Genomic DNA, 15147 nt, shown 5'->3' on the forward strand with positions numbered 1-15147 from the left:
GCTGGTGGTGGGCGGCGGGCCGGCCGGTCTGGCGGCGGCGCTCGCCGCGGGCCGCGCCGGCGCCCGGGTGATCCTCGCCGACGAGCAAGCGGAGCTCGGCGGGTCGCTGCTCGGCGGCCGCGCGACCATCGACGGCATGCCGGCGGCCGACTGGGTCGCCGCGACCGAGGCCGAATTACGGGCGATGCCGGAGGTCCGGCTGCTCCCCCGCGCCACCGTCTTCGGCTATTACGACCACAACTATCTGACGATCATCGAGCGCGTCAGCGACCATCTGAGCGATCGCGGCAGGCAGCCGCGCCTGCGGCTGTGGAAGCTGCGCGCAAAGCAGGTGGTACTGGCGACCGGGGCTATCGAGCGGCCGCTGGTCTTCGCCGACAATGACCGGCCGGGAATCATGCTGGCCTCGGCGGCGCAGACCTATACGAACCGCTACGGTGTCGCGCCGGGCCGGCGGGCGGTGCTGTTCACCAACAATGACGGCGCCTATCGCGCCGCGCTGGACCTCGCCAAGGCCGGGGTCGACGTGGCAGCGGTGGTCGACCTTCGCACCGATCCGCACGGCCCCCTGCCGGCAGAGGCGCGCGAGCGCGGCATCCGGGTAATCGGCGGCCATGCAATCGTCGGTACGACCGGCTTCCGCCGCGTCGCTTCGGTCAAGGTGGCGCCGCTCGATGCCGCCGGTGAACCGATCGGCGGCCCAGTGCAGAGCCTCGCCTGCGATCTGGTGCTGAACTCCGGCGGCTGGAATCCGGCGGTGCATCTGTTCTCGCAATCACGCGGCAAGCTGCGCTACGACGCTGATCTTTCGGCATTCCTGCCCGATCTGTCGGCACAGCAGGAACGCTCGGCCGGCGCCGCCAAGGGCTCCTACGCCCTCGCCGCCTGTTTGGCGGAGGGTTTCGAGGCTGGCGCCGCGGCCGCCTCGAAGGCCGGTCACGACGGAGGCACGGGCCAGGCGCCGGAAGCAGGGCCGGAACCGGAAGAGACGCCGGCCAAGCCGGTCTGGTTGGTGCCGGGCGAGAAGCAGATCGGCCAAGGCGGCAAGCATTTCGTCGATTACCAGAATGACGTCACCGCCGCCGACGTGCTGCTGGCCTCGCGCGAGGGCTATCGCTCGGTCGAGCATCTGAAGCGCTATACCACGACCGGCATGGGTACTGATCAGGGCAAGACCAGCAACGTCAACGCCTTGGCGATCCTGGCTGCGAGTCTGGGTCAGGAGATTCCGGCGGTCGGCACGACCACCTTCCGCCCGCCCTACACGCCGGTGACGATCGGCGCCTTCTCCGGCTATGACCAGGGCGACCTGGTAGAGCCGATCCGGCGGACGCCGATGCATTCCTGGCATGAGAGCGTCGGCGCCCTGTTCGAGAATGTCGGCCAGTGGCGCCGGGCCTGGTACTACCCGCGCCCCGGCGAGACCATGCAGGACGCCGTCAATCGCGAGACCAAGGCGGCGCGGACCAGCGTCGGCATTGTCGACGCCTCCACCCTGGGCAAGATCGACATCCAGGGGCCGGATGCGGCGAAGCTGCTGAACTGGGTCTATACCAATGCCTGGAGCAAGCTGGAGATCGGCCGCTGCCGCTATGGCCTGATGCTCGGCGAGGACGGCATGGTATTCGACGACGGCGTGACGACCCGTGTCGGCGAGAACCACTATCTGATGAGCACCACCACCGGCAACGCCGCCCGGGTGCTGAGCTGGCTCGAGGAGTGGCTGCAATGCGAATGGCCCGACCTCGAAGTCTATTGCACCAGCGTGACCGAGCAATGGGCGACGGTGGCGATCAACGGGCCGATGAGCCGCAAGCTGCTGAGCGAGTTGACGCAGGACATCGACCTCGATCCGCAGGCCTTCCCCTTCATGTCGATGCGTGAGGGCCATGTCGCCGGCATCCCGGCGCGCGTCTTCCGGATCAGCTTCACCGGCGAATTGAGCTTCGAGGTGAGTGTACCTGCATGCTATGGCCTCGCTTTGTGGCAGGCGCTGATGACGGCCGGCGAGAAGTATCAGATCACCCCCTATGGCACCGAGGCGATGCACGTGCTGCGCGCCGAGAAGGGCTATATCATTGTGGGCCAGGAAACCGACGGCACCCAGACGCCCGGCGATCTCGGCATGGACTGGATCGTCAGCAAGAAGAAGGGCGATTTCCTCGGCCGCCGCTCGCTGGCCCGCAGCGACACGGCGCGTGGCGACCGCAAGCATCTGATCGGCCTGTTGACCGACAATCCGAGCGAGGTGCTCCCGGAGGGCGGCCAGATCGTCGCCGAGTTGAAGGACAAGCCGCCGATGATCATGATCGGCCATGTTACCTCGAGCTATTACAGCCCCAATGTCGGGCGCTCGATCGCGATGGCGGTGGTGAAGAACGGCCGCAACCGCATGGGCGAGACGGTCTTCGTTCCTCTTGAGGATCGCGTGATCCGCGCGACGGTGACGGAGCCGCGCTTCTTCGATCTGGAGGGGAAACGCATCGATGGGTAGAACGTCGTTTGCGGCCCGCGTGCGTCGACAAGTTCAGCATGAGGGTTGCGGTACCTTTGAACGAGTCCTCATCCTGAGCCTGTCGAAGGATGAAGCTGCCGCGTCAAAGCGGGCGAGTGTTTATGACCATGATTGACTTCTCTCTGCGGCGCAGCCCCCTCGCCCATCGCGGCTTGATCGCCCGCGCCGCCTCCGACGCCGCGGCGCGCGAGGCCGGCGTGACGCTCGGCGAGCAGCCGCATCGCTGCCAGATCAATCTGCGCGGCGACGCCGGCGATTCAGGCTTCCTTGCAGCCGTCGAGGACGTCACCGGTCTGCGCCTGCCGGTCGAGCCGAACACCGTCGCGACGGTGGAAGACCTGTCAGCCCTGTGGCTCGGCCCGGATGAGTGGCTGATCGTCGGGCCGGGCGGTCGCGAAGGCGATCTCACCGGCGGCCTGCGCGGTGCGCTCGAGGGTCGTCATTTCGCCGTTACCGACGTATCCGAAGCACGGACGGTGATCGCCATATCGGGCCCGCACGCCCGCGACCTGCTGGCCAAGGGCACCAGCCTCGACCTGCATCCGCGGGTCTTCGGCCCCGGCCGCTGTGCCCAGAGCGGCATTGCGAAGGCGACGATGATCCTGCATCAGCTCGATGCCAATGGGGACGGGGCCGACGGAGCCGGGGCTGATGAGCAGCCCACCTTCGAGATCTATATCGCCAACAGCTTCGCCGACTATCTCTGGACCTGGCTGGAGCGGGCCGCGGCCGAATACCGTGTCGCGGTGACGGCAGGTTGACCGGGCGGCCGACGTGAAACCGGAAACCTTCAAGCTCGAGCGGTACTTCGCGCGTTACGAGTTCTCGACGAAGTACCTGCTGTCTTCGAGCGATTGCGAGTCGGTGACGGTGGCCGATCTCCTGACGCTCGAGCCGAACGCGCGGGAGGACTTCGACCGGCTCTGGCTCGGCTATACCGAGAGTCACGGCGATCCGGCACTCCGGCAGACCGTCAGCGCGCTCTACGATACCGTATCGGCCGATGAGGTCCTGATCCATACCGGTGCCGAGGAGGCGATCTTCGCTTTCATGAATGTCGTGCTCCAGCCCGGCGATCACATCATCGTCCACGCGCCCGCCTACCAGTCGCTGCATGAGATCGCCCGTACGATCGGCGCCGAGGTGACGGAATGGCGTGCCGACGAACAGGACGGCTGGAGCCTGGATCCCGAGGCTCTGCGCCAGGCGATCCGCGGCAACACCAAGGCGATTGTCCTCAACTGCCCGCATAACCCGACCGGCTATCTCATGGATCGTGAACGGTTTTCCACCGTGGTGGCGGTCGCACGGGCGCATGGCCTGTATCTTTTCTCCGATGAGGTCTATCGCGAGCTGGAGCACGACCCCGCGGACCGGCTGCCGGCCGCCTGCGACCTTTATGAGCGCGCGGTGTCGCTCGGCGTGATGTCGAAGACCTATGGCTTGCCGGGCCTCAGGATCGGCTGGATCGCAACCAAGGACGCGACGCTCTATAACGCGATGGCCGGCTTCAAGGACTATCTGACCATCTGTAATAGCGCGCCTAGCGAGTTTCTCGCCCGCCTCGCGCTGCAGCATCGCCGGATGCTGGCCGAGCGCAGCCGGCGGATCGTGCTCGACAATCTCGACCTGCTCGACGGCTTCTTCGACCGACAGCAGCACCTGTTCGCTTGGCAGCGGCCGGAGGCCGGGCCGATCGCCTTCCCGCGACTCCTCACCGGCGGCGCGGAGGCCTTTTGCAAGCGCATCGTAGAGCAGGCCGGCGTCCTCCTCTTACCGAGCACCCTCTACGATGCCGGCGACTCCCATATCCGCTTCGGCTTCGGCCGGAAGAACCTTCCGGAAGCCGTGGAGCATCTGGAAGCGGCGCTGTCCCCCTAGGGCACTGAGATGCTGCTCGCCTGCAGGAAACGGATCCTGTAGGATCTTCTGCGCGATAAAAATGCCACGCCGCCATCAGGCAGCGTGGCTCAGGTTGGGAGGAAACGTTAGCGGCAGACCGGAACCGTGCCAAACAGAAGTCTCGGCTGCCGTTAACGCCAACATAATCTCATGCTGCGTCGCAGCATAACAAGCTTCTTTTTGCTCCCCTGCCTTTTTTTAATGCCACCGTCATCTTCTGGCATTTTCGCTATTCCATTGAGCATACTGCCTAAATTTTCAGCGTTGCTGAGAAGCAGGCTCGATCGCACTCTCACGCGCCGACACAACTGACACCCCCTAAAATGCTGCGCTGCAATATTCTGGCGGGAGCGGCCATGGATTGCCCTGCGCATCGTCAAACGGCTCAAACTTCACCGTCCCTTGCATTGGACAATTCGCACCCCGCCTCGGCCAACAACCAATCGCGAAACGCGGCGATCCGCGGGTCCTCCGCCGCCGCCTCGAGGCAGACGATGTAATAGGCGAAGCTCGTCGGAACGCAGAGGTCGAACGGCCAGACCAGCCGGCCGGCGGCAAGATCGTCGGCCACCAGTGCACGGCTGCCCAGCGCCACCCCCTGTCCCTGAACGGCCGCCTGCAGCACCATGGAATGCTGAGTGAATCGCGGCCCGCGGGTGACATCGACCGACTCGACTCCGGCAGCGCTGAGCCAACTGCGCCAGTCCGGCCACTCCCCCTTCGCCGGCGTCCACTCCAGATGCAGCAGCCGATGCCATCGCAGGTCGGCCGGCTCGCGCAGCGGATGTTCGCCCTCCAGCAGCGCTGGGCTGCAGACCGGGAACACCTCATCCTCGAACAGACGAACCGCGTGGAGCCCGGGAAAATCACCGGCGCCGTAGCGGATCGCCATGTCGATCTCCTCGCGCGTCAGATCGACATGCGCGCTCGACGCGTCCAGAAAGACGTCGATCTCGGGATGGCGCTGCTTGAAGCGGTCGAGCCGGGCAATGAGCCACGTTGCGGCGAGGGACGGATCGACGCTGACCGTGAGAAGCCGCGCGTTGCTCGCCCGCATCTTGCGCGCCGCCTGGGAAAGCCGGTCGAAGCCGGCGCGCAGATCCTCGAGCCCGCTGGCGCCGGCCTCTGTCAGTCGAAGGCCGCCTTCGGCACGTCGCAGCAGCTTCACGCCCAGCCCCTCCTCCAGCGCCTTCACCTGCTGGCTGACGGCAGCCGGCGTCACATGCAATTCGTCGGCCGCGGCCCTGATGCTGCCATGCCGTGACACGGCCTCGAAGGCTCGCAATGCGTTCAAGGAGGGAAGCCGCCGCGCCATTCGGAACCTGAATTAAGCTTTTCTTACTTTGTATCTCAGGAAATCCCGTTTGGCTAGAAGCCTAATTCACTATAGCTAAAGGGAATGACATGCACAATTCCACCTTCTCCAGCTCGACACAGACCAGAAAGATTAAAGAGAAGCTTACTCTCAGCGCATGATTTGTGGCGTAGATTGCGCGAACGGGTGGCGCGCGGAATCGGGCGGATCGAAATTTCCCTTCGCCGGCGCCGAAACCGGGCCGACGCGATCCGTTGGCTGATGCGGCTTGATGACCGAATGTTGCGAGACGTCGGCCTGACGCGCGAAGATGCGCTCGAACTCAACCGCTCCTGGCGGTCGGGCCGGTGGCAACCAACGCGACGGTGCCGGACGCGTGACGACGCGTCGTGACGCGCGATCAGCCCATCTCGTGACGGAGTCAGGCTTTCGCCATGTAGGCGTCGCGGAGGACCGTGGCCTCCAGCTCGATCTCCTCGAGGCGGTTCTTGACAACGTCGCCGATGCTGATGATGCCGCACAGCCGGCCATTCTCAAGGACCGGCAAATGGCGGATGCGGCCGCGCGTCATCTTCGCCATCACCTGCTTGATGCCGTCCTCCGGCGTGCAGGTGGCCAGCTCGTGCACCATCACGTCGCCGACTGTAAGACCGAGCAATTCGACACCCCGCTCGGCAAGACCGTAGACGATGTCCCGCTCCGAGATGATGCCGAGCGGCGTCGCCCCGTCACGGCTGACCACGAGCGCGCCGATCCGTTCCAGCCGCAACCGTTGGATCGCGGTGGTCAGCGGCGTCTCCGGCCGCGTCGTGACAACCGTTCGCCCCTTCGCCTTCAGAATCGCGTCGACCTTCATGGACGTCCTCCCATCGCACGGTTCTTTCTTTCCGTCCGAGCGTTGCTTCGCCCCTCGAGATTCAGATAGGCAGCCCTGGGCGGCGCCCCAAGGCGAATCCCAGGGGCCAAACCTGAGCAGGAATCGAGGCGGCAAAAACAAAATCCGCCGGCGCAAGCGCCGGCGGATCGGAGACAAAGTTCGATCGTTCGCTCCGTCGTGGCACGACCGAAGCGAGCGCGGGCTGACGCGGCCACCGACAGGCGAGTCAGAGCACCGAGACGGTGAAGAGGATCGCGGCAGCCACGGAGCCGACCGTGAAGACGGTCTCAAGGCTCGGCCACCTGTGCTCGTCCGCCCGAGTCGCAGCGATGCGGACGCGACCGGCAACCTCCTTCGCCGACATTGTATGGCCATAATGGCAATAACAAACGATGCTGTGGACTTCCCAGTCGGACAACCCGAAATACCGCATGGCCTCGCCCAGCTTGTCGCTGCGCAGGCCGTCGGCGCGAAGCACCGGGTCCTCGAACGCCACCGTCAGGGGCGAGTTGTCGCTACGCATCCAGGCACGCTCCGCCTGTGGCGCAAACTCCGTCCGCATCAGGGAACGCAGGGACCCGCCCTGGTGCTGCTCCAGAACCTCGGCCCAGCGCTCAAGACGCTGGCGCTTCGTCATCTTCTTCCGGTGCGAAACTTTCGGGTAAACTTCGGCGACTTCCGTGAGTTCGTTCAAGCTCCTGAGTTTCATAGTCTCTCCTCCGATTATCGCGGATCGACTTCACTGCGCCCTTTTGATCTTAGCACTCTTTGGCAAACCATCCAGCGGCAGTCGGGTATTTTTCTTTCGCCGCATCCGGGCGGTTTACGGGTGGCAAACTCCGCCTTTGAATCGTCATTAAATCCGGCGACAGTTCCAGAAACATTTCCGTGTCCCGTAGAATGACGCATCGGATCGTTCCCGAACGAAAGGTATCCATCATGAAGTCTCCCAAGGCCGTCGCGCTTCTCATCTTCCTGCTGGCGGGCGGTTGCACGACGCCCACAATGAATGGTGTGGCACCCGCCGATGAACTTTCGCCCGTCCCCGCCAGTGTTGCCGGAACCTATCGGCTGCAGAGCGTGAACGACCAGGCGCTGCCGGCACTCGTCGGAAGCTGGGACGACTGCCGGGAAGATCTTCTGAGCGCGGCGCTGACCCTCCGTCCCAACCGACGCTATCTAATGACCGCAACCGCTCGTCAGGAATGCGCCGGTGCCGCGCCGATCGAGAGCCGCGGCCGCGGGACGCAGGGCCGCTATACGGTTCAAGGCGACACCATCCGGCTCGATGACGAGCCCACCATGCTGGCCGGCGCCGCGGGGCCGGGCTGGGTCGACGACTATTCCGGTCGCCGTTTCGCCGTCGAGGAGATCGAGGGTGTCGGCATGCTCGATGGCGACACCCTGACGCTCCGCCTCGAAGGCGGCGGGATCGCCACATTCCGCAGAATGCAGCGCTAAACTGCTTAGGTTCGGCCGACAAGTGGTGTCATTAACAGGGCTGCGGATCTTTTTCTCCGGCATGGCGGTTATATCCGCATGGCCGCCGCGACGGCAACTTCCGGAGGATGGTCCATGTACGCCCGGCAAATGCTCGAGACGCACCCGCGCAAGCCAGTCGCCGACGCGGATGTCCTGGTCGCCTGCATCGAAGCCTGTCACGCCTGCGCGCAAAGCTGCACCGCCTGCGCCGACGCCTGTCTGGGCGAGCAGGAAATCGGCATGCTGATCCGTTGCATCCGCCTGAACCAGGATTGCGAGGACATCTGCGCGATCACCGGCGCGATGCTATCGCGCCAGACCGAACCAGACTGGCACCTCATGCGCCGCCAGTTGGAAGCCTGCGCGATGTCCTGCCGGATCTGCGGCGACGAGTGCGGCCGGCACGGCGACCGTCACGCGCACTGCCGGATCTGCGCCGAAGCCTGCCGCGCCTGCGAGGAGGCATGCAACCGCATGATCACGGCCGTGCCGGCGTAACACCGCCGGGTGCGAGGCAAGTGCGTCTCGAGCGCATCCCGGCGGCTTCGACGATCTTGTCTACCGCGATTCGCTCTGGCAGATTGGATGCGAGAATAAAAATTCCAATCATTCAGGGAGGATGGCGGTGATGGTAGGCAGGTCGGGCGGAGTATCGCGACGCAACCTCATCCAATATGGCGCGTTGACGATCGGAGCGGTGGCGGTCGGCGCGCCCTTCATGCGCACGGCGCGCGCCCAGGCATCCACGTTCAAGGTCGGCGTCATCACCTCCTTGTCCGGCGAGAACATATTCGGCGGCAACCTGACGCGTCAGGGATATGATCTCTGGGCCGAGGTGATGAACGAGAAAGGCGGCGTCGAGGTTGGCGGCGAGCGCTTCCAGATCGAGATGTTCTACGGCGACGACCAGAGCAATCCAGCTACCGGCGCCGATGCGGCCGAGCGCCTGATCGTCCAGGAGGAGGTCGATGTCCTCTTCGGCCCCTATACCAGCGGCGTGACCCTAGCCGTGCAGCCGATCTGCCACAAATACGGCGTGCCGATGATTTCCGGATCGGCGGAATCGCCAAACGTCTGGAAGGCCAAGCCCGAGTTCAATTTCGGCATGATCCCGGCGGTCGACACCTCGTCCGGGAAGTCGGTCGGCGTGCTGGCCGACATGTCGGACCCCAAGGCCAGAAGCATCGCCGTCATCGGTGTGAACGAGCCGTTCTCGAAGGAAACCGCGGAAGGTTTCCGTGCGGGCGCCGAGGACGCCGGCCTCGAGGTGCTAGCCTACGAGTTGGTTCCGTCCACGGCCGACATGACGCCGACCATCTCCAAGATCGCCGCGCTCAATCCCGATCTGGTCGCCGTCGGTGGACATGAGGAAGCCCTCATCAACGTCGTCAAGGCCTCGAAGTCCCTCAACTTCCGCCCCAAGGGCCTGATCATGCATTACGGCGTGACCAACCCGGCCTTTGCCAGGGAACTGGGCGCCGACGCCGACGGCACCTCTGGCATTGCCGTCTGGCTGCCCTCCGTCCCCTATGAGGATGAGGTCTTCGGCACGGCCAAGGAGTATGACGAGCGCGCGCACAACCGCTGGGGCAGCCATCCCGACTACACCGAAGCAGCCTGCTCGGCGAGTGGCCTCGTCTTCGCCGACGCCGCCAAGCGGCTCGGCAAGAAGCCTCCCTTCAGCGCCGAGGACAAGGTCGCCCTCAAGGACGCGATCGCCGAAACCGATATCACGACCTTCTACGGCCCCGTGAAGTTCGAGAAGGAAGGCAACCACTATCACGACAATATCCAACCGGTTCCGGTCCTCATCCAGATCAAGGACGGAGTGTCGGTCCCGGTCGGGCCCAAGGATGCGGCGGAGGCCGAACTCACCTACCCGCTGCCTGCGTGGAAATAGCGCAGCTGGGCCGGCGGCTCGCCCGGGTCGCCGGCCTATCCTTTCACTGTTGATCAACGGACGGGCCCGGTGGACCTGCTTCTCCAGACCCTGCTCAACGGCATCTTGATCGGGGGCATCATTGCCTCGTTCTCGATCGGCTTCCAACTGACCTTCGGCGTACTGCATGTTATCGATTTCGCGGTCGGCGCCTGGGTCGTTCTGGGCGGATATCTCGCTTATTGGATGTCGACGCTGCTCGGCGTCGGCGGTTTTGTCAGCCTGCCGGTCGCCTTCGTGGTCTTCGGCGCCATCGGTTATCTGATCGGACCCGTCATCTACCGCGTGCGCAACAGCCGCTACGCGCGACCGGAACTCATGGCGCTCGCGCTCACCTTCGGCCTCTTCACGCTACTGCGCGGCGGGGCGCTCACGCTTTGGGGATTCAACACGCGCAGCGTGCCGACGGCACTGAGCGGCGAGAGCCTGATGATCGGCTCGGTCACGGTGCCGCTCCTGCGCGTCGTCGCCTTTGCCTTCGCCTGCGCTGTCGCCGCCGCGCTCTTCCTCATCCTCTACCGCACGCGCTACGGGCTGGCGATCCGCGCGACTGCGGAGAACCGGCACAATGCCGGCCTGATGGGAGTCGACGTGCAGCGCCTGAGCGCCAACGTCTACGGCCTTTACGCGGCAGTCACCGGCATGGCTGGCGTACTCATGGCCGCGATCTATTCGGTCAATCCGGAAATCGGCCTGCGCTATACGCTGTTCGCCTTCTTCGTCGCCGTTCTGGCCGGGCTCGGCTCGGTCGGCGGCGCGATTCTCGCCGCGCTCCTGTTCGGCATCATGGAGTCCGTCGTCGCGACCTATGTCGGGTCGAGCTATTCGCATCTTGCGATCTTCGCAACGCTCTATCTCGTGCTGCTGGTGTCGCCCCGCGGCATCCTTCAGCGCGGCCTTTGAGGAGATCCCCGGTGCGAGGTTGGTTTCCCATAGTCCTGCTCGTCTGCGGCGCAGCGGTTGTTTTCGCGCTTCCCGAGCTGCTCAATGCCTATTGGCTGCGCATCGCCACCGGCGTCCTGATGTGGGCGGGACTCGCCTGCTCCTGGAACATCATCGGCGGCTATGCCGGCTATATCGACTTCGGCCATTCCGTCTTCTTCGGCATCGGCGCCTATGCGAGCGCGATCCTCATGGGCGATGCGTTTGGCTGGCCTTTCGCGGCGACGATTCCCGTCGGCCTGCTCGCCGCCGGCGGCGTCGCCGCCGTGATCGGGGGCCCGACGCTCCGGCTGCGCGGCGCCTATTTTGCGATCGCGACCTGGGCCTTCGCAGAGACGCTGCTGCAGCTCGCCACCGTGCTCGAGATCACCGGCGGCACCGCCGGGCTCAGCCTGCCGCCGTTCCTCAACGAGCGCTTCTTCTATTTCGCCATGCTGACGGCCGCGGCAGCGACCTATGCGCTTACCTGGCTTCTGTTCGAGCGGTCGCGCTTCGGCCTCAAGGTCAAGGCGCTGCGCGACCATGAGCCGGCGGCCGAGGCGATGGGCATCAACACCGCCGCGGTCAAGCTGCAGGCATTCGCGCTCAGCGCCGCGACCGCCGCGGTCTTCGGCAGCATCTATGCCTACTGGGTCACCTTCATCAACCCGCGCAGCACGCTCGGCGGCGACATCACCGACCAGATGGTCGTCATGGTCCTGCTCGGCGGGTTGGGCAGCCTTTGGGGGCCGGCGCTCGGTGCCGCCGCCCTCTTCATCGTCAACCGCATCTTCTGGATGTACTGGGGCGACACGACCTTCTACATCGCGATTCTCGGCCTTGCCATCATCGTCGTGGTGCTGTTCCTGCCGAACGGGCTCGCGGGGCTCTTCGCCCGGAAGACACAGAACGGAAGCCAGAACGCAGGCCGCGCACTGTGGCGTGCGCTCACCCGCCCGGGAGTTGAACGTTGACCGGGAGCGTGGAAAGCGTCGCCGGAGGACCGATCCTTGTCGTGCGCGATCTCCGGCGGAGCTTCGGCGGGATCAAGGCGGCGGACGGCGTCAACCTGGAGGTTCGGCGCAAGGAAATTGTCGGCCTCATCGGGCCGAACGGAAGCGGCAAGTCGACGCTCTTCAATTTGGTATCCGGGGCGATCAACCCGGAGGGCGGGGAGATCCTCTTCAACGGCCGCGACATCGCCGGCTGGAAGCCGCACCGCGTCGCCCGTGCCGGTCTGGCGCGCACCTTCCAGATCCCGGCCCTCTTCGACAATATGAGCGTGATGGAGAATCTTCTGTCCGCCGCCGCCGAGGGGCACTGGAACGGGGCGCGGGGCCGCGCCGAGGAGGTGCTGCGGCTGCTGCGGATCGAGGCCGTACGCGACAACCGCGCGGTGGACCTCTCCGGCGGCCAGCAGAAGCTGCTCGAGTTCGGCCGCGCGATGATGCGCGAAGCCCCTCTCGTCCTGCTCGACGAGGTGACTGCGGGCGTCCACCTCAACATCCGCAGCATCATCCTCGACGCGGTCGCCCGGCTGCGCGACAGCGGCACGACATTCTTCCTCATCGAGCACGACATGGAGCTCGTGAAGAACGTCTGCGATCGCATCATCGTCATGGATGCCGGCCAAGTGATCACGACCGGGCGTTTCGACGAGATCGCAACGAACTCGGAAGTGATGCAGGCTTATCTGGGACGGCGCGCCGAGGTGAGCCCATGAGTCGCCTGATCGCCAGCGACATCGTCACCGGCTACGGCAAGCAGGAGATCGTGCATGGCGTGTCGCTGACCGCCGACAGCGGCGAGATCACCTGCATCTTCGGGCCGAACGGCTGCGGCAAGTCGACGCTGCTCAAGGCCATCGCCGGCGCGCTCCCCGCCTGGCGCGGCGAGGTGCGCATCGACGAGCGTGCCTTGAGCAACCTGCCGGCGCATATGATCGTCCGTCATGGCCTCGTGATGATGCCCCAGGGGGGCGGCGTCTTTCCGCGGCTGACCGTGCTGGAGAACCTGCGCATGGGCGGCTATGCCGTCGTCGACGGCCGGCTAGTCGAGCAGCGCATCGAGACATTGCTGGAAGAGTACCCGTCGCTGAAGCGCCGGACGACGGTCGCGGCCGGATCGCTCAGCGGCGGCGAGCAGATGATGCTGGCGCTCGCGCGGGCCCTCGTGTCGGAGCCGCGCTTTATCCTGCTCGACGAGCCGTCGGCGGGGCTGTCGCCTGCCCTCGTGTCGCAGACCCTGGAACGCGTGCAGGCGCTGACCAGGCACGGCATCGGCATCGTCATGGTCGAGCAGAACATCCGAGAGGCACTGCCGATGGCGGACCGGCTCTACATCCTCGCGGCCGGCGAGACACGATTCGAAGGTACGCCGCAGGACGTGCGCGACGATGCGCAGCTGATGGAGATCTATATGGGCCAGGACAGCGCATCCGCAACGGACGCGCTGTCCTGAGGCCCCGGCTGAGCACCGGGTACCGGAAACCGATCAGACGTTCGAATCCGGGACCGCGGCCTTCTTCTTGGCGATGAATTCCTGCAGCGCCTCGTCCACACCGGGGTCGATCTCCGGCGCCTCATAGTCGGCCAGCATGCGCTTCCAGAGCTTGTTCGCGCGCTGCGCCGCGTCGAGGGCGCCTTCCGCCTCCCACTGCTCGAAGCTGTTGTTGTCGGCGATCTTCGAGCGATAGAACGCGGTCTCGAAATTAGCCTGGGTGTGGCTGCAGCCGAGATAGTGGCTGCCCGGCCCGACCTCGCGGATCGCGTCGAGCGCCTGGCCGTTCTCGGACAGGTCAATGCCTCCTGCCAGCACCTGCATCATGCCGAGCTGGTCGGTGTCCATCACGAACTTCTCATAGCCGGAGGCGAGGCCGCCCTCAAGCCACCCCGCCCCATGCAGGACGAAGTTGGTGCCGGCCTGCACGGTCGGCAGCAGGGTCTGCGCGCTCTCATAGGCCGCCTGCGCGTCGGGAATCTTCGAGGCGCAGAGCGAGCCGCCGGTGCGGAACGGAATGCCGAGCCGCCGGGCAAGCTGCGCCGCCGCGAGCGAGACCAGCGCCGGCTCCGGCGTACCGAAGGTGGGCGCCCCCGACTGCATCGAGATCGAACTGGCGAACACGCCGAATATGACGGGCGCGCCCGGCCGCACGAGCTGAGTCGTGCCGGCGCCGGCCAGCACCTCCGCCAGCACTTGGGCCAGCGTCCCGGCGGCGGTCACCGGGCTCATGGCGCCGGCCAGGATGAACGGCGTCACGATGCAGGCTTGGTTCGCGCGGGCATAGACCTTGAGCGCACCCAGCATGGTGCCGTCCCAGACCATCGGCGAGTTGGCGTTGATCAGGCTGGTGATGACGGTGTTGTTCTCGACAAAGTCGGCACCGAACAGGATCCGCGCCATTTCCACCGTGTCGGCCGCGCGGTCCGGCTGCGTCACCGAGCCCATGAACGGCTTATCCGAATAGCGGATGTGGCTGTAGACCATGTCGAGATGCCGCTTGTTCACCGGCAGATCTACCGGCTCGCACACTGTGCCGCCGGAATGGTGGATCGCCGGCGACATGTAGGCGAGCTTCACGAAGTTGCGGAAATCCTCGATCGTGGCGTAGCGGCGCCCCTCGTCGAGCGAGCGGATGAAGGGTGGCCCATAGACCGGCGCGAAGACCGTGTGGTTGCCGCCGATGACGACGTTGCGCTCCGGGTTGCGGGCATGCTGCGTATACTGGCGCGGAGCCGATTTCTGGATGATCGAGCGGGGCAGCCCGCGGGGAAAGCGCACACGGGTGCCCTTGACATCGGCGCCGGCGTCCTTCCAAAGCTGCAGGGCCTCCTCATCATCGCGGAACTCGATGCCGACCTCTTCCAGAATGGTGTCGGCGTTGCGCTCGATGAGCTCGAGGCCCTCCTCGCCCAGCACCTCGGTCAGCGGGATTTTCCGCGTAATGTAGGGAAGCTGCTCGATCTTCGGCTTGGTGCGCGCAGCCCGGCGGGCCTCGGCGCCACCACGGGCGCGACGGCCGCCACTTGGCGGTTCGGCTGCTGATGCTTCGGTCGGCTGCGGACGGGTCATCGCTGGTCTCATCCTGTTCACGGAGTCTGGCGCAGAGTATCCGCCTGCGGCCAAGCGCCCATCTTGCGAATTCGCGACAGCAGCTTGCGTGTTCGCGCCAGCATTTACCTGGTGGAACGCCCGGA

At 65.4% G+C, this 15147-nt stretch carries 16 protein-coding genes; 11 read left to right on the forward strand and 5 right to left on the reverse strand.

Annotated elements, in window-relative coordinates:
• The 3 genes from DT069_RS19155 to DT069_RS19165 all read left to right on the forward strand — a co-directional run.
• Positions 1–2494 (forward strand): sarcosine oxidase subunit alpha family protein (locus DT069_RS19155; RefSeq protein WP_119461945.1); only part of this gene is annotated, 2494 nt, incomplete at its 5' end.
• Positions 2495–2616: 122 nt separating this feature from the next.
• Positions 2617–3276 (forward strand): sarcosine oxidase subunit gamma, encoded by a 660-nt coding sequence (locus tag DT069_RS19160; protein WP_425450375.1) that lies wholly within the window; start codon positions 2617–2619, stop codon positions 3274–3276.
• A gap of 13 nt (positions 3277–3289) precedes the next feature.
• Positions 3290–4396, forward strand: coding sequence for an aminotransferase class I/II-fold pyridoxal phosphate-dependent enzyme (locus DT069_RS19165; protein ID WP_119461946.1), 1107 nt, complete (start codon positions 3290–3292; stop codon positions 4394–4396).
• Between the two features lie 406 nt (positions 4397–4802).
• Here the strand turns inward: DT069_RS19165 and gcvA are convergent, their stop codons facing one another.
• Positions 4803–5732, reverse strand: coding sequence for a transcriptional regulator GcvA (gene gcvA / locus DT069_RS19170; RefSeq protein WP_119461947.1), 930 nt, complete (start codon positions 5730–5732; stop codon positions 4803–4805).
• An 84-nt stretch (positions 5733–5816) separates the two neighbouring features.
• On the opposite strand from gcvA, the gene DT069_RS19175 reads away from it, so the two are divergent.
• Positions 5817–6125, forward strand: a complete 309-nt coding sequence (locus DT069_RS19175) for a YjiS-like domain-containing protein (RefSeq protein ID WP_119461948.1) — start codon at positions 5817–5819, stop codon at positions 6123–6125.
• Between the two features lie 28 nt (positions 6126–6153).
• Here DT069_RS19175 and DT069_RS19180 read toward each other — a convergent pair whose 3' ends face one another.
• From DT069_RS19180 to DT069_RS25045, 3 genes are all read right to left on the reverse strand, one after another.
• Positions 6154–6588 (reverse strand): CBS domain-containing protein, encoded by a 435-nt coding sequence (locus tag DT069_RS19180; protein WP_119461949.1) that lies wholly within the window; start codon positions 6586–6588, stop codon positions 6154–6156.
• Between the two features lie 247 nt (positions 6589–6835).
• Complete coding sequence (locus tag DT069_RS19185; RefSeq protein ID WP_425450376.1) at positions 6836–7318, reverse strand: hypothetical protein; 483 nt, start codon at positions 7316–7318, stop codon at positions 6836–6838.
• Positions 7319–7367: 49 nt separating this feature from the next.
• A complete protein-coding gene (locus DT069_RS25045; RefSeq protein WP_425450377.1) occupies positions 7368–7550 on the reverse strand; it encodes a hypothetical protein in 183 nt (60 codons plus the stop codon).
• On the opposite strand from DT069_RS25045, the gene DT069_RS19190 reads away from it, so the two are divergent.
• The 7 genes from DT069_RS19190 (at position 7549) to DT069_RS19220 (ending at position 13411) form a co-directional block, all read left to right on the forward strand.
• Positions 7549–8070 carry a hypothetical protein gene (locus DT069_RS19190; protein ID WP_162913295.1) on the forward strand — a complete coding sequence of 174 codons (522 nt, stop codon included), beginning with the start codon at positions 7549–7551 and terminating at the stop codon, positions 8068–8070. The genes DT069_RS25045 and DT069_RS19190 overlap by 2 nt on opposite strands.
• Positions 8071–8184: 114 nt before the next feature.
• Positions 8185–8589 (forward strand): four-helix bundle copper-binding protein, encoded by a 405-nt coding sequence (locus DT069_RS19195; RefSeq protein ID WP_119461951.1) that lies wholly within the window; start codon positions 8185–8187, stop codon positions 8587–8589.
• 130 nt (positions 8590–8719) lie between these two features.
• Positions 8720–9991 carry an amino acid ABC transporter substrate-binding protein gene (locus tag DT069_RS19200; protein ID WP_119462079.1) on the forward strand — a complete coding sequence of 424 codons (1272 nt, stop codon included), beginning with the start codon at positions 8720–8722 and terminating at the stop codon, positions 9989–9991.
• 69 nt (positions 9992–10060) lie between these two features.
• A complete protein-coding gene (locus DT069_RS19205; protein WP_119461952.1) occupies positions 10061–10933 on the forward strand; it encodes a branched-chain amino acid ABC transporter permease in 873 nt (290 codons plus the stop codon).
• Positions 10934–10944: 11 nt separating this feature from the next.
• Positions 10945–11925: a branched-chain amino acid ABC transporter permease gene (locus tag DT069_RS19210; protein WP_425450378.1), complete on the forward strand. Its 981-nt coding sequence runs from the start codon at positions 10945–10947 to the stop codon at positions 11923–11925.
• Complete coding sequence (locus DT069_RS19215) at positions 11922–12674, forward strand: ABC transporter ATP-binding protein (protein WP_425450379.1); 753 nt, start codon at positions 11922–11924, stop codon at positions 12672–12674. Before DT069_RS19210 ends, DT069_RS19215 begins: the two co-directional genes overlap by 4 nt.
• Positions 12671–13411 carry an ABC transporter ATP-binding protein gene (locus DT069_RS19220; protein WP_119461953.1) on the forward strand — a complete coding sequence of 247 codons (741 nt, stop codon included), beginning with the start codon at positions 12671–12673 and terminating at the stop codon, positions 13409–13411. Before DT069_RS19215 ends, DT069_RS19220 begins: the two co-directional genes overlap by 4 nt.
• Before the next feature lie 33 nt (positions 13412–13444).
• Here the strand turns inward: DT069_RS19220 and DT069_RS19225 are convergent, their stop codons facing one another.
• Positions 13445–15022, reverse strand: coding sequence for a trimethylamine methyltransferase family protein (locus DT069_RS19225; RefSeq protein ID WP_119461954.1), 1578 nt, complete (start codon positions 15020–15022; stop codon positions 13445–13447).
• Positions 15023–15147: the final 125 nt, after the last annotated feature.

It is taken from the genome of Virgifigura deserti (assembly GCA_003576685.1).
Classification (GTDB): Bacteria; Pseudomonadota; Alphaproteobacteria; order Dongiales; family Dongiaceae; genus Virgifigura; species Virgifigura deserti.

What these genes read in the sequence shown, in the direction of transcription:
- DT069_RS19225 (WP_119461954.1), bottom strand. Translation starts at nt 15,022, where the DNA reads ATGACCCGTCCGCAGCCGACCGAAGCATCAGCAGCCGAACCGCCAAGT.
- DT069_RS19185 (WP_425450376.1), bottom strand. Translation starts at nt 7,318, where the DNA reads ATGAAACTCAGGAGCTTGAACGAACTCACGGAAGTCGCCGAAGTTTAC.
- DT069_RS19175 (WP_119461948.1), top strand. Translation starts at nt 5,817, where the DNA reads ATGACATGCACAATTCCACCTTCTCCAGCTCGACACAGACCAGAAAGA.
- DT069_RS19160 (WP_425450375.1), top strand. Translation starts at nt 2,617, where the DNA reads ATGACCATGATTGACTTCTCTCTGCGGCGCAGCCCCCTCGCCCATCGC.
- DT069_RS19200 (WP_119462079.1), top strand. Translation starts at nt 8,720, where the DNA reads ATGGTAGGCAGGTCGGGCGGAGTATCGCGACGCAACCTCATCCAATAT.
- DT069_RS19180 (WP_119461949.1), bottom strand. Translation starts at nt 6,588, where the DNA reads ATGAAGGTCGACGCGATTCTGAAGGCGAAGGGGCGAACGGTTGTCACG.
- gcvA (WP_119461947.1), bottom strand. Translation starts at nt 5,732, where the DNA reads ATGGCGCGGCGGCTTCCCTCCTTGAACGCATTGCGAGCCTTCGAGGCC.
- DT069_RS19195 (WP_119461951.1), top strand. Translation starts at nt 8,185, where the DNA reads ATGTACGCCCGGCAAATGCTCGAGACGCACCCGCGCAAGCCAGTCGCC.
- DT069_RS19190 (WP_162913295.1), top strand. Translation starts at nt 7,549, where the DNA reads ATGAAGTCTCCCAAGGCCGTCGCGCTTCTCATCTTCCTGCTGGCGGGC.
- DT069_RS25045 (WP_425450377.1), bottom strand. Translation starts at nt 7,550, where the DNA reads ATGATGGATACCTTTCGTTCGGGAACGATCCGATGCGTCATTCTACGG.
- DT069_RS19220 (WP_119461953.1), top strand. Translation starts at nt 12,671, where the DNA reads ATGAGTCGCCTGATCGCCAGCGACATCGTCACCGGCTACGGCAAGCAG.